Source organism: uncultured Planktosalinus sp. (assembly GCF_963973675.1).
Classification (GTDB): domain Bacteria; phylum Bacteroidota; class Bacteroidia; order Flavobacteriales; family Flavobacteriaceae; genus Planktosalinus.
Genome location: NZ_CAXBAN010000024.1, coordinates 1 through 12733, shown reverse-complemented (window position 1 = coordinate 12733; position 12733 = coordinate 1). Strand labels below are relative to the sequence as shown.

The following is a 12733-nucleotide window of genomic DNA, read 5'->3' as shown; positions in this document are numbered from 1 at the left end:
CAAGTTTCATTGGCTCTTATTGAACCGACAGAAACAGGTTTGAAAAAGTCGATAATGGATGCCACAGGTTCTATTAGAAGTTTTTTAAAGGAAAATAATATTCACGATTACGACATTCAAGGTCAAGGTCCTGATAATAAGGTACAGATTGATACAAAGATTTATGAAGATTTCCGCATTATAAACTCAACAGCTTCATTATACAGACCACAAACAAAGAAAGGCGACCCAAGAATCTGGTTTTCTGGACTTACCAAGGTTGCTAATCCGAATGATATTGTTGCTTTAATCTTCTATTCCGGGTCGTTTCACATTTTCAATTTAACCCAATTGAATGTTGAATCTTTATTGAACTCCAACCTTGTAAACCCTTTAAAGGAACTCGTTTTAGAAATTAATGGTAAAGCCAACGAAATTGCATTTGAACTACTGACAATGTTGAGAAAAGTTGCAAGTTCAGGTCCTATTCCATCAATGGTTGCAGCTGACACTTCTGTTGGAAGAACTTTGGAAACCGCATTGGGAATTGACATCAATTCTTCCAAAAAACCCGACTACAAAGGAATAGAACTCAAATCATTTAGAAGCAGTAGAACAAACAGAAAAAACTTGTTTGCACAAGTACCTGACTGGCCATTAAGTAAATTCAAGAGCTCGGCAGAAATTTTAGATGCATTTGGTTATCACAGGGAAGATGATTTTAAACTGTATTGTACAGTATCGGCAATAACCAGAAACTCACAAGGACTATCGTTAAAACTTGACTCTGATATTAAACAACTCATTGAGAATTCAGATAAACCTGAAGTTGGCGACTTTGCAGTCTGGACTTTGGATACACTTCACAGTCGTTTGAAAGAAAAACACAAGGAAACATTCTGGGTTGAAGCAGAAAGCACCTACATAGATGAACGAGAACATTTCCAGTATTCACTTGTAGAGCACACCAAAAAGCCAATTACATCTCAATTCGACATTCTTGTTGACCAAGGAATAATAACCCTTGACCATCTTATAAAAAGGAACTCAAAAGGAAAAGTAGTAGAAAAAGGACCGCTATTTAAAATTAAACCAAAAGGACTTGACTTGCTATTTCCACCGAGCGAAAAATACAACTTAGTTTAATATGCCAACATTGCAGAACCCTACACATCGCAAAGTCGAATTATCTGACACACAAGTTAAAAATCACAAAAGAGTATGTCTTTACCAAAGAGGGAAACCAAGAAGAACGGAAAAAAGGCAGCAATTAATCAAGTGAATAGCTCACCATTCAATAACGGCTAAAAGAAGTAAACACTTTCCAAAAACCTTTTTCTATACTAGTATAAATTAAATACCTTTACAAAAACATATTTCAATGCCCGGCACCCTCACCACAATCATACTTATCATCCTCTTCCTCGCCATCGGCATCGCCTTGGGTTATTTTATCAACAACCTCAAGCAAAAAGCGGGGCTGTCTTCTTTGGAAGAACGTTTGCGGTCGCAAGCAGAGCAAGAAAACAAACTGCAACAACGCATTTACGAACTGGAGCAAGACCGGGAGGGCATACGCGCTGAAAAAGACCAGCTTGCCCTGGAACTCACCCGTCGCAATGCCGATTTTGACAACCTCAAACAACGCACCGACGAGCAAAAAGCCGAGGTCGAAAATCTTCAGGAACGTTTTCAAAAAGAGTTTGAAAACCTCGCCAACAAAATACTGGATGAGAAATCCACCAAGTTCACCACCCAGAACAAAGAGAATATCGATGCCATCTTAAAACCCTTGCAGGAAAAGATCAAAACCTTTGAAGAAAAAGTGGAGTTTACACAAAAGGAAAGCATAGGCATGCACGCATCATTAAAAGAGCAGTTGCTAAATCTAAAAGAGCTTAATCAACAAATGACTGCCGAAGCTACAAACCTGACGCGCGCCTTAAAAGGCGATAGTAAAATGCAAGGAAATTGGGGCGAATTGGTTCTAGAGCGTGTACTTGAAAAATCAGGACTGGAAAAAGACCGGGAATACTTTGTACAGCAAAGCTTTCAGAGAGAAGATGGCAGTCGCGTGATGCCCGATGTGGTTTTACACCTGCCTGATTCTAAGAAAATGATTATCGATGCCAAAGTCTCCTTAGTTGATTATGAACGTTATGTCAATGCCGATGAGTTGGAGCGACCTTTGCATTTAAAAGCACACCTCACTTCTATCAAAAAGCATATTGAGCAATTGTCTGCAAAAAACTATCAAGACTTGTATGACATTGAATCACCTGATTTTGTGTTGATGTTTATTCCCATTGAACCTGCTTTTGCAGTTGCTTTAAATGAAGAAAACAATTTGTATAACAAGGCTTTTGAACAGAATATAGTTATCGTTACCCCCTCCACTTTATTGGCTACTTTACGCACAGTGGACTCGATGTGGAGCAATGAAAAACAACAGCAAAATGCATTGGAAATTGCTAAGCAGGCTGGGGCACTCTATGACAAATTTGAAGGGTTCATCCAAGACCTTCACAACATTGGAAAAAAACTGGATGGAGCAAAAGGTGATTATACAGAGGCCATGAAAAAACTTGTGGATGGAAAAGGGAATTTGGTTTCCAGAGTTGAAAATTTAAAGAAAATGGGAGCTAAAGCAAAAAAATCCATTCCGGAGACCTATCTTAAACGGGCTTCAGAGGATGAGGATGAGATGTTGCCACTTGAATAAAAACTCACCTGCTTTTCCTGCAGATTTCGCTGATTTGCGCAGAAACTAAGCTAAAAAACTCTGCGATGATCTGCGCGATCTGCGGGCTAATGGATTTACAACCTATCCTCCTTAATCTCTTCCACCACTTCCGGATTCAGCAAGGTGGAAATATCCCCAAAGTTTGAGAAATCACCCTCTGCAATTTTTCTTAGGATACGCCGCATAATCTTTCCCGAACGGGTTTTGGGCAGGCCGGAAACAAACTGAATTTTCTCCAGTTTTGCAATGGGACCAATCTGGTCGGTAATCAGTTCGTTGATTTCTTTGCGCAAGTTGTTTTGATCGCGACCTGAGCCGGTTTCCTTTAAAATCACAAAACCGTATAAAGCATTGCCCTTGATGTCGTGTGGGAAGCCCACGATGGCACTTTCGGCCACAGCGGGGTGCTCGTTGATGGCATCTTCAATGGGTGCCGTGCCCAGATTGTGCCCTGAGACGATGACCACATCATCCATTCGGCCGGTGATACGGTAGTAGCCCACTTCGTCACGCAAGGCACCATCACCGGTAAAGTATTTCCCCGGAAACGCAGTAAAATAGGTTTGCTTAAACCGCTCATGGTCACCCCAGATCGTGCGTGCCATCCCCGGCCAGGGAAACTTCATACACAAACTCCCCACCACCTGATTGGCCTCAATCTCATTGCGCAGTTCGTCCATTAACACGGGTTGCACTCCGGGCAAGGGCAAGGAAGCATAAGTGGGTTTGGTGGGTGTGACAAACGGTAAGGGCGAAATGAGGATGCCCCCGGTTTCGGTTTGCCACCAGGTATCCACCAGCGGACAACGTTTTTTGCCCACGTGGTCGTTGTACCAGTGCCACGCCTCTTCGTTGATGGGTTCGCCCACCGAGCCAATCACTTTCAGGGAAGACAAATCGTGTTTTTCCACAAAGTTCAGGTTTTCTTTCGCCAAAGCGCGAATCGCCGTGGGTGCCGTATAAAACTGAGTGATTTTATGTTTGTCCACGATTTCCCAGAAACGGCCAAAATCTGGATAAGAAGGTACGCCTTCAAACATCACGGTAGTGGCGCCGTTGAGTAAGGGTCCATAGACAATATAAGAATGCCCGGTAATCCAGCCGATGTCTGCGGTACACCAATAGACATCGTTTTCTTCATAGCGAAATACATTTTTAAAAGTATAAGCCGCATAGACCATATACCCGGCGGTGGTGTGCACCATCCCTTTGGGTTTTCCGGTCGAGCCGGAAGTGTAGAGGATAAAAAGCGGGTCTTCGGCATTCATAATTTCGGCGACGTGGTTGCCCGATGCTTTGTCCAGCAAAGGCTGTAGCCAGTGGTCGCGGCCTTCTTGCAGGGAGATTTCGGCTTTGGTGCGTTTGACCACAAGCACGCTTTTTACATCCGGGCAGTTTTTTAAGGCCTCATCGACAATGCCTTTGAGGTCGATGGTTTTGCTTCCGCGAAAGCCGCCGTCTGCTGTAATCACAATGCCACAATCAGAATCATTGATGCGGTTTTCAAGTGCTTTGGACGAAAACCCGGCAAATACCACCGAATGCACCGCTCCAATTCTCGCACAGGCCAAAACGGAAACCGCCAGCTCGGGAATCATTGGCAAGTAAATACACACGCGATCGCCTTTTTTGATGCCTTGTTCCAGCAGAACATTGGCCATTTTGGCTACCCGTTCATAGAGCTCTTTGTAAGTGATGTGTTGTACCTCCTCTGCGGGGTCGTTGGGTTCAAAAAGGATGGCGGTCTTATCGCCGCGTTTTGCCAGGTGGCGGTCAATGCAATTTTTGGTTATATTGAGTTTGGCACCGTCAAACCAGTTGAACCGGGCTTCCTGCATATCATACTCTAGCACCGTGTCCCATTTGCGGTACCAGGTGAAATTTTCATCGGCTATTTTGTTCCAAAATGCTTTAGGGTCTTTCACCGATTTTTTATAGGCTTTGAAGTAGTGCTCAAGGTTTTTGATGGTGTAGTAGCTCATAGAAGTGATTTTATTCGAACTAAAGTTAGTAAATCTTAGAGTTTCTGAAAATTATTTTTGAAATGTCTAAAAATATAGATTGAAATTTTTTGCGTAAATTTGACTCAATACATTCTTATTTATATGGGTACTGTTGAATTAAAGAAAAGAATCACGCTTTATTTAGAAAACGCTGACGAGCGTGTTTTAAAAATAGTAAATAGTGTTTTTGAAAACTATTACCAACAGGAACAGGTTGCTTTTCATCCGGATGGAACTCCAATGTCCCGAAAAGAATATAAAGAAGCGCTTGATATTGCCGAAAATCAGGTGAATGAGGGAGACTACATTCCTGTTGAAGATTTAGAATAATTCAGGTGTAGCATGTCTGAGAAAATCAATAAAATTGTATGGACACGGCAAGCCAGAGAATCTTTAAATTCAATTTTAGAATACAGGTATTCTGAAATCCCTACAGCATATAAAATTGTTAGGTCTGATATCATTCAAGCTTCTAAAAACATTCAATTTTCAAAGCAATTTCAAAAAGACGACATTTTTCCTAAGTATAGACGTATCGTTGTAAGGGATTATAAAATCTTATACAAAGAGAAAAATGACACCATTTATATATTAAATGTGGTTTGCACATTGGCAGGTTGATGGTAATGCCTGCTATAATATTATAAATGTGCTTTTCTTATTTGCTCAAATACATCTTCCTTCTGCTGTACAACTCATAAAAAGCATCGTCTTTCAAGTCTTCAATAAAGAGGATGCTTTCACCGGTACTTTTCATTTCAGGTCCCAGTTGTTTGTTGACATTGGGGAATTTGTTGAACGAAAACACCGGTTGTTTGATGGCAAAGCCTTTTAATTGCGGATTGAAATCAAAGTCGGTTACTTTCTTTTCGCCCAGCATTACTTTGGTGGCATAGTTTACATAGGGTTCGCCATAAGCTTTGGCAATAAATGGTACTGTTCTCGATGCACGCGGATTGGCTTCAATGATGTAAACGATATCGTCTTTAATGGCAAACTGCACGTTAATCAATCCTACAGTATTTAATGAAAGTGCAATCTTTTTAGTATGGTCTTTAATTTGTTGCATTACAAATTCGCCAATATTGAACGGTGGTAAAGTGGCATTGGAATCGCCGGAGTGTATCCCGCAGGGTTCAATATGCTCCATAATCCCAATGATATAGACGTTCTCACCATCACAAATGGCATCGGCTTCGGCTTCTATGCCTCCGTCGAGGTAATGGTCTAAAAGGAGTTTATTGTTTGGAATCTTACGCAGTAAATCCACCACATGTTCTTCCAGTTCTTTTTTATTGATGACAATCTTCATTCCTTGTCCGCCTAACACATAAGAAGGTCTTACCAAAATTGGAAAATTCAATTCATCGGCAATTTTAAGAGCCTCTTCAGCGGTTTCAGCCACGCCAAATTCAGGGTAAGGAATGTTGTTTTCTTTTAGTAAGGTAGAAAAGCTTCCGCGATCTTCAGCTAAATCAAGTGATTTAAAGGTGGTACCTATAATTTTTACACCATAACGGTCTAACTTTTCAGCAAGCTTCAAAGCGGTTTGCCCGCCCAGCTGAACGATAACGCCTTCGGGTTTTTCATGACGAATGATGTCATAAATATGTTCCCAAAACACGGGTTCAAAATAGAGCTTGTCTGAAATATCAAAGTCGGTTGAAACGGTTTCAGGGTTGCAGTTGATCATGATGGTCTCATAACCACACTCGGCTGCAGCCAAAACACCGTGCACGCAGCAGTAGTCAAACTCAATCCCTTGCCCGATACGGTTGGGACCTGAACCCAATACAATAATTTTTTTCTTATCGGAAACCACACTGTCATTGGCAGAATACCTTTCGCCGGAGGCTAATTCCACTTCATTTTCAAAAGTGGAATAATAGTAAGGAGTTTCAGCTTTAAACTCGGCCGCACAGGTATCTACCAGTTTGTACACGCGTTTGATGTTCATCTCATCGCGCTTTTTATACACTTCGCTTTCCAGACAGTCCAGCATATGCGCTATCTGACGGTCCCCATAGCCTTTTTGTTTGGCTTCCAACACCAACTCGCGCGGAACGGTATCTATCTCATATTTTGAAATCTCTTTTTCGAGATGGTATAATTCTTCATATTGCTTGAGGAACCACATATCGATTTTAGTAATTTCGTGTATGCGGCTCAACGGAATACCCATTTGGATGGCATCGTAAATCACAAACACACGGTCCCAACTGGCGTAGGTAAGCTTTTCTATGATTTGGTCATAATCCTTGTATCCTTTTCCATCGGCTCCCAATCCATTGCGTTTTATTTCAAGCGATTGTGTGGCTTTGTGAAGTGCTTCCTGAAAGGAACGACCAATGCCCATTACCTCGCCCACAGATTTCATCTGAAGTCCCAGAGTTCTGTCGCTGCCTTCAAATTTATCAAAATTCCAGCGTGGTATTTTTACAATCACATAATCCAATGTGGGCTCAAAAAGTGCTGAGGTGGTTTTTGTGATTTGGTTTTCCAATTCGTTAAGATTATACCCGATAGCCAGTTTAGCTGCAATTTTTGCAATGGGATATCCGGTAGCTTTTGAAGCCAAAGCGGAAGAGCGCGACACACGCGGATTGATTTCCACGGCGATAATGTCTTCCTTTTCATCTGGACTCACAGCAAACTGCACGTTACAGCCTCCTGCAAAGTCACCAATACTGCGCATCATCAAGATGGCCATATCTCGCATACGTTGATAGGTTCTGTCAGACAAAGTCATTGCCGGAGCAACTGTAATGGAGTCTCCGGTATGGATGCCCATAGGGTCCATATTTTCGATGGAACAGATGATGACCACATTGTCGTTTTTATCACGCAACAATTCCAGTTCATATTCTTTCCATCCAATCAAGGCTTTGTCAATCATCACCTCATGGATAGGTGATATTTCAAGTCCATATTCCAGTAGTTTGTCAAAATCTTCAGGTTTGTAGACAATTGAGGCACCGGCGCCTCCAAGTGTAAAAGAAGCACGGATCACCAACGGAAAACCAAACTTTTGAGCGATTTCTTTACCTTGCAAGAAAGAAGTAGCTGTTGCTTGCGGAGCCATGCCCACACCAATTTTTTCCATCAAATTGCGAAACTTTTCCCTGTCTTCAGTGATGTTGATGGCATTGATATCAACCCCTATTATTTTTACACCAAAATCTTTCCAAATCCCTTTTTCATCAGCTTCAATACATAGATTTAGGGCTGTTTGTCCCCCCATTGTTGGAAGCACAGCGTCAATTTGTGGATGTTCTTTGAGTATTTGTATTAAGGATTTTGTGGTAAGAGGCAAGAGATACACGTGATCAGCCATCGCAGGGTCGGTCATAATAGTTGCCGGATTGGAGTTGATGAGGATGGTTTCTATACCATCTTCCCGTAATGAGCGTAATGCTTGACTCCCTGAATAGTCAAATTCACAAGCTTGCCCAATTACTATGGGCCCTGAACCAATGATTAAAATGGATTTAAGGTCTTTATTTTTTGGCATTTAGAAAAAACTTTAGTGGAACGTAATGTGAAGGTATAAAAAAAGGTGTTACTTAAAAAAGTAACACCTTGTATTTTTAATGATAAAATCATTATTTTTTGTGTCTCGGTTCAGAAGATACAGACAATTTCTTTCTACCTTTAGCTCTTCGAGCTGCAAGTACTTTTCTACCGTTTACAGAAGCCATACGCTCTCTAAAACCGTGTTTGTTTCTTCTTTTTCTTTTCGATGGCTGAAATGTTCTTTTGCTCATGATTGTAAATCTTTATCTTCTGTAATATCTTAAAATCTTTTGGAATAAATACTTCTCTCAAAGTCGGGGGCAAATATACAAACCTTTTTGGGTTTGACAAATGGAATTATTAAATAATTTTTAATTGTTTTTACTACCTTTGGCGATTCAAAATACAACCCCGTTATGTTTCATAAAAATATCAAATTAGTACTTACAGTCCTTATAATCGGTCTTGGCGTTTGGCAGTTTACAGAAGGCAACATAGGCAACGGAATCATGTATATACTGCTGTCTTCAATTTTTGTTTTCCTTTACTTTAAAAACGAACTAATTTTACTGGCTTTTTTACGCTTGCGCAAACAAGATTTTGACGGTGCGAAAAAATGGCTCGATAAAATCAAAAACCCGGAAGCATCCCTGGTAAGAAAACAGCAGGGTTACTACAACTACCTGCACGGATTAATGGTGTCTCAAACCAATATGAATCAGGCAGAAAAATACTTTAAAAAAGCCATACAACTGGGACTTTCCATGAATGCAGATCTGGCAATGGCCAAATTAAACCTTGCAGGAATTGCGATGACTAAACGCAGAAAACGGGAAGCTCAAATGCTTCTTACCGAAGCTAAAAAACTGGATAAACACAATATGCTGGACGATCAAATCAAAATGATGAAGCAGCAAATGAAAAAAATATAGTGGGTTCAATCAACTGATACCCGACGAACTACTTCCAGAATAAAAGTCTCAAGGCAACTACAATCAGAAGGATTGCAAAAATCTTTTTTAGCAATACCTGATCTATGGAAATAGCAAGCTTAGATCCAAAATAAGCCCCAACAACAAAGGTTACAGCAATAACAGCTGCATATTTCCAGTTTACGTGACCCGCTTGATAATAATTGTAGGCCGCTATGAGTGTGACAGGTACAGCCAGTACCGCCAGGCTTGTTCCCTGTGCTTCGTGTTGTGTAAACCCCAGGGCAAATATCATCAAGGGAATCATTACAATTCCACCACCTACACCCATTAAGCCACTAAAAATACCGGCTAACAGGCCAATGATAATCAAAATTACAATTAACGTTACCATTTTCATTGTTGGTTAATAGATTAGTCTTTTCCTAGTATATAATGTCCTTCTTGGGGAATCTCAATTTCATACAGTTTTCTGGAGCGGTTGTTGAGTTTAGGCTCCCGTAACCATGGGTTGTGTATTTTCAATACTTTGTAGTTTATCTTATGATAATTGGCAAATGCGGCCAAATCTGCAACTGCTGTATCTACTTGCACTTTATAGGAAGGCACCAAATTGTACAGGTCGGATTCGCGAAAATTAAACCCATATTTCTTAGGGTCACTCAAAATTTCTTTTATAGCCAATATTCGAAACATATACCTGCCTGTTTCCTCACCTAAGAGTAAATTATAGTAATCTTCAACTTGTTGCCCCTCAAGACGTCTATTGATTCCGGCATTGCCCGCATTGTAGGCCGCTGCTGCCAATGTCCAGTTCCCAAAACGCTCTTTTGAGTTCAATAAATAGGCACAAGCTGCCTCTGTAGCTTTTTCTAAGTGGTAACGTTCATCTACATTGTCATTGACTTCAAGCCCATACTCGCGTGCTGTGGTGGGCATAATTTGCCAAATTCCCCTGGCTCCTGCGGGTGATACTACATTTTGCAAACCGCTTTCTATGACAGCAAGATATTTAAAATCATCGGGTACGCCGTGTTTGGCTAGTATAGGTTCAATGACCGGAAAATATTTGTGAGCCCGCTTAATCAAAAGCAAGCCGTTTGATTGCCAATAGGTGTTTACCAACAACTCTCTGTCCATACGCTCTCTCACATCAGGGTCAGCAAGTGGGACTGTTTCTCCGGCAAAATCAATAGTTTCCGGAATTGGTAGTGCATACACGTTGTAATCATTGAGTCGTTTGGTTTCAAAACGCTCTTGGGTGGGTGGGTCTTTTTCGGCAAAAATAAACAAGCCACTCAGTACGATTAAACAACTAGCAATTAAAGTTTTTACAGCTATTTTCATTCCTCTATAATTTTTATCGTAATATACATAAATATTCAAAGTTAAGCCTCATCAGGAGAATAGGTTTCATCTAAAATAATCTTTGGCAAATGTTTGTTAAACCACCTGTATCTGTTTAAAATCATAATGTGTGTGCCTTCCTTTAAAACAATACAGTTCTTTATTTTATCAATCGGAAAAACCACGTCTTTATCGCCGTGAATATGGACCACACTTTCGTCAATTTGAGTTCTGTTCCAACAAACCATTTGCTCAATTGCCCAGTTGAGGTATGTTTCATTTCGAACAGATAAGTATTCCTGATAGATTTGCAAACGCCTTTTGGTCATTGGACCTATAGCAAATTTTGTTAAATCGTCTGAACTTAATACAAGTTTGGTTGGCACCAATTTGTATGCCATTGTTTTTCTTGCTAACTTCATTCGTGTGGGCAATTCAAACTTAGATTTTACACTCGAGATAATAATGAGTCTCCTGAGATTTAAAAATGATTTCATCTCTTGAACCATTACTCCCCCAAACGAAACTCCAATTAATACGGCATTGTCTTCTTTGACATCAGCAGCCATTCTTCGGGCATAGTCTTCAATCGGCTCTTTCACTTTAGGGATCTTCCATTCAATCACTTCAACCCGAAAACGATCCTGAGGGAGTTTAATGTTTTTAAAAATATCACTTCCTGCAGCAAGGCCGGGAACAAGGTAAACAGGTATAATTTCCTGACTCATTTTTATTTAACAAGTGAATTAAGAAAGAATCAACTTTTATTCGTAAATTTGTACTACAAAACTAAGGATTAATTCTTCAGTTTACGAAACACTTTAAAACAATAAATATTTCCCCGACAGAAATAAAATGGTTTCTGTTTATTTATGAGTTTTAACATCCAACCTACTTTTAAACAAAGTGATGTTTTAATATCTGAATATAATACATTAATGTATCATGACTAGCGAAGTAGAAATTAAAGACAACGATTTTTTAAGACAATTTGAATTCTATCACAACGACCAAATGGCTCGGATAGAATACAGCCTTCAGGAACGTAAAATTTTTCTTACGAAATATGAAATGCCTCAGGAAATGGTGGATGAGGGCTTAACAGAGCCTTTTATGGAAGCCGTTTTTGATGAAGTTAAAAGTCGTAATATCAGTCTGGTACCTACTTGTGTTGAAGTAAAATCCTTCCTGAGAAAACACCGAAGAAAATATAAAGACTTATTGCCGGTAGGGATAAGTATTTAAAAATTTTCTAAAGTAAGTTTTTATAGTTGGGATGCTTTTTTACACTAAGAAGGCCTCTTTTACAAAATCAAAACGAACCAAACCGTCTGCATCAATTTCTGTGAGCCTGACTTCTTGTAATGTATTTACCAATGCAGGGTTCCAAGGCATTTTGACCTTGACATAGTTTTCAGTAAAGCCGTGTATATAGCCTTCCTTGTTTTCCCCTTCAAACAATACTGTTCGGGTGGTGCCTATCTGTGACTCATAAAAAGCTCTTCTCTTTTTAACTGATAAGCCTCTTAACATTTTACTGCGCTTTGTACGCACTTTTTGGGGGACTACTCCTTTCATAGACGCAGCCTCTGTATTGTCCCTTTCTGAATAAGTAAAAACATGTAAATACGAAATGTCCAATTCATTTAAAAAATGATAGGTCTCCAGAAAATGTTCATTGCTTTCTCCGGGAAAACCTACAATAACATCCACACCTAAACAAGCATGGGGCATAACCTCTTTGATTCGTGCAACCCGGTCAACATAGAGTTCACGCATATAGCGACGTTTCATTTTTTTGAGAATATCATTACTGCCTGATTGAAGTGGAATATGAAAATGGGGCACAAAAACATCAGACTGTGCGACGAAATCAATTGTTTCATTCTTTAAAAGGTTAGGTTCTATTGAAGAAATTCGCAATCGTTCTATACCCTCAACGTCATTTAATCCTTTCACCAAATCCAAAAAAGTATGTTCATGGTGCTTATTGCCAAACTCACCTTTTCCGTAATCTCCAATATTAACACCGGTCAATACAATTTCCTTAATGCCTTTTTCAGAGATTTCTTTAGCATTTTTCAGTACATTTTCAAGTGTATCACTACGTGAAATTCCTCTGGCAAGCGGAATTGTACAGTATGTACATTTATAATCACAGCCATCCTGCACTTTTAAAAAGGCGCGGGTCCTGTCACCAATGGAATACGCACCCA

13 protein-coding genes are annotated in these 12733 nt (G+C 40.0%); 6 read left to right on the top strand and 7 right to left on the bottom strand.

Annotated elements, in window-relative coordinates:
* Both AACY61_RS01925 and rmuC read left to right on the top strand, forming a co-directional pair.
* The coding region (locus AACY61_RS01925; protein ID WP_339609667.1) for an MvaI/BcnI restriction endonuclease family protein at window positions 1-1125 on the top strand (1125 nt) is incomplete at its 5' end.
* A 235-nt stretch (window positions 1126-1360) separates the two neighbouring features.
* Window positions 1361-2701, top strand: a complete 1341-nt coding sequence (gene rmuC / locus AACY61_RS01920) for a DNA recombination protein RmuC (protein ID WP_339609665.1) — start codon at window positions 1361-1363, stop codon at window positions 2699-2701.
* A 95-nt stretch (window positions 2702-2796) separates the two neighbouring features.
* On the opposite strand, the gene acs is transcribed toward rmuC, so the two are convergent.
* Complete coding sequence (acs, locus tag AACY61_RS01915) at window positions 2797-4704, bottom strand: acetate--CoA ligase (protein WP_339609663.1); 1908 nt, start codon at window positions 4702-4704, stop codon at window positions 2797-2799.
* Between the two features lie 99 nt (window positions 4705-4803).
* On the opposite strand from acs, the gene AACY61_RS01910 reads away from it, so the two are divergent.
* Entirely contained in the window at window positions 4804-5055 is a 252-nt protein-coding gene (locus AACY61_RS01910) for a hypothetical protein (protein WP_339609661.1), read from the top strand.
* 12 nt (window positions 5056-5067) lie between these two features.
* A complete protein-coding gene (locus tag AACY61_RS01905; RefSeq protein ID WP_339609659.1) occupies window positions 5068-5346 on the top strand; it encodes a type II toxin-antitoxin system RelE/ParE family toxin in 279 nt (92 codons plus the stop codon).
* A gap of 37 nt (window positions 5347-5383) precedes the next feature.
* Here AACY61_RS01905 and carB read toward each other — a convergent pair whose 3' ends face one another.
* Both carB and rpmH read right to left on the bottom strand, forming a co-directional pair.
* Complete coding sequence (gene carB / locus AACY61_RS01900) at window positions 5384-8236, bottom strand: carbamoyl-phosphate synthase large subunit (protein WP_339609657.1); 2853 nt, start codon at window positions 8234-8236, stop codon at window positions 5384-5386.
* Between the two features lie 91 nt (window positions 8237-8327).
* On the bottom strand, window positions 8328-8489 hold the full coding sequence (gene rpmH, locus AACY61_RS01895; RefSeq protein WP_188442739.1) for a 50S ribosomal protein L34: 162 nt from the start codon (window positions 8487-8489) through the stop codon (window positions 8328-8330).
* A 165-nt stretch (window positions 8490-8654) separates the two neighbouring features.
* Between rpmH and AACY61_RS01890 the strand changes: the two genes are divergently transcribed.
* Entirely contained in the window at window positions 8655-9170 is a 516-nt protein-coding gene (locus AACY61_RS01890; protein WP_339609650.1) for a DUF2892 domain-containing protein, read from the top strand.
* Between the two features lie 28 nt (window positions 9171-9198).
* Here AACY61_RS01890 and AACY61_RS01885 read toward each other — a convergent pair whose 3' ends face one another.
* The 3 genes from AACY61_RS01885 to AACY61_RS01875 are packed head-to-tail and all read right to left on the bottom strand — an operon-like array spanning window position 9199 to window position 11245.
* On the bottom strand, window positions 9199-9570 hold the full coding sequence (locus tag AACY61_RS01885; RefSeq protein ID WP_339609648.1) for a sulfite exporter TauE/SafE family protein: 372 nt from the start codon (window positions 9568-9570) through the stop codon (window positions 9199-9201).
* A 14-nt stretch (window positions 9571-9584) separates the two neighbouring features.
* The gene (locus tag AACY61_RS01880) at window positions 9585-10517 is read right to left on the bottom strand and encodes a lytic transglycosylase domain-containing protein (RefSeq protein WP_339609646.1); all 933 of its coding nucleotides are present in this window, start codon (window positions 10515-10517) and stop codon (window positions 9585-9587) included.
* A gap of 41 nt (window positions 10518-10558) precedes the next feature.
* On the bottom strand, window positions 10559-11245 hold the full coding sequence (locus tag AACY61_RS01875) for an alpha/beta hydrolase (RefSeq protein ID WP_339609644.1): 687 nt from the start codon (window positions 11243-11245) through the stop codon (window positions 10559-10561).
* Between the two features lie 217 nt (window positions 11246-11462).
* On the opposite strand from AACY61_RS01875, the gene AACY61_RS01870 reads away from it, so the two are divergent.
* Entirely contained in the window at window positions 11463-11762 is a 300-nt protein-coding gene (locus AACY61_RS01870; protein ID WP_339609642.1) for an N-acetyltransferase, read from the top strand.
* Window positions 11763-11801: 39 nt separating this feature from the next.
* On the opposite strand, the gene AACY61_RS01865 is transcribed toward AACY61_RS01870, so the two are convergent.
* The coding region (locus tag AACY61_RS01865) for a MiaB/RimO family radical SAM methylthiotransferase (RefSeq protein WP_339609640.1) at window positions 11802-12733 on the bottom strand (932 nt) is incomplete at its 5' end.

What these genes read in the sequence shown, in the direction of transcription:
- AACY61_RS01905 (WP_339609659.1), top strand. Translation starts at nt 5,068, where the DNA reads ATGTCTGAGAAAATCAATAAAATTGTATGGACACGGCAAGCCAGAGAA.
- rmuC (WP_339609665.1), top strand. Translation starts at nt 1,361, where the DNA reads ATGCCCGGCACCCTCACCACAATCATACTTATCATCCTCTTCCTCGCC.
- rpmH (WP_188442739.1), bottom strand. Translation starts at nt 8,489, where the DNA reads ATGAGCAAAAGAACATTTCAGCCATCGAAAAGAAAAAGAAGAAACAAA.
- acs (WP_339609663.1), bottom strand. Translation starts at nt 4,704, where the DNA reads ATGAGCTACTACACCATCAAAAACCTTGAGCACTACTTCAAAGCCTAT.
- AACY61_RS01885 (WP_339609648.1), bottom strand. Translation starts at nt 9,570, where the DNA reads ATGAAAATGGTAACGTTAATTGTAATTTTGATTATCATTGGCCTGTTA.
- AACY61_RS01870 (WP_339609642.1), top strand. Translation starts at nt 11,463, where the DNA reads ATGACTAGCGAAGTAGAAATTAAAGACAACGATTTTTTAAGACAATTT.
- AACY61_RS01890 (WP_339609650.1), top strand. Translation starts at nt 8,655, where the DNA reads ATGTTTCATAAAAATATCAAATTAGTACTTACAGTCCTTATAATCGGT.
- carB (WP_339609657.1), bottom strand. Translation starts at nt 8,236, where the DNA reads ATGCCAAAAAATAAAGACCTTAAATCCATTTTAATCATTGGTTCAGGG.
- AACY61_RS01880 (WP_339609646.1), bottom strand. Translation starts at nt 10,517, where the DNA reads ATGAAAATAGCTGTAAAAACTTTAATTGCTAGTTGTTTAATCGTACTG.
- AACY61_RS01875 (WP_339609644.1), bottom strand. Translation starts at nt 11,245, where the DNA reads ATGAGTCAGGAAATTATACCTGTTTACCTTGTTCCCGGCCTTGCTGCA.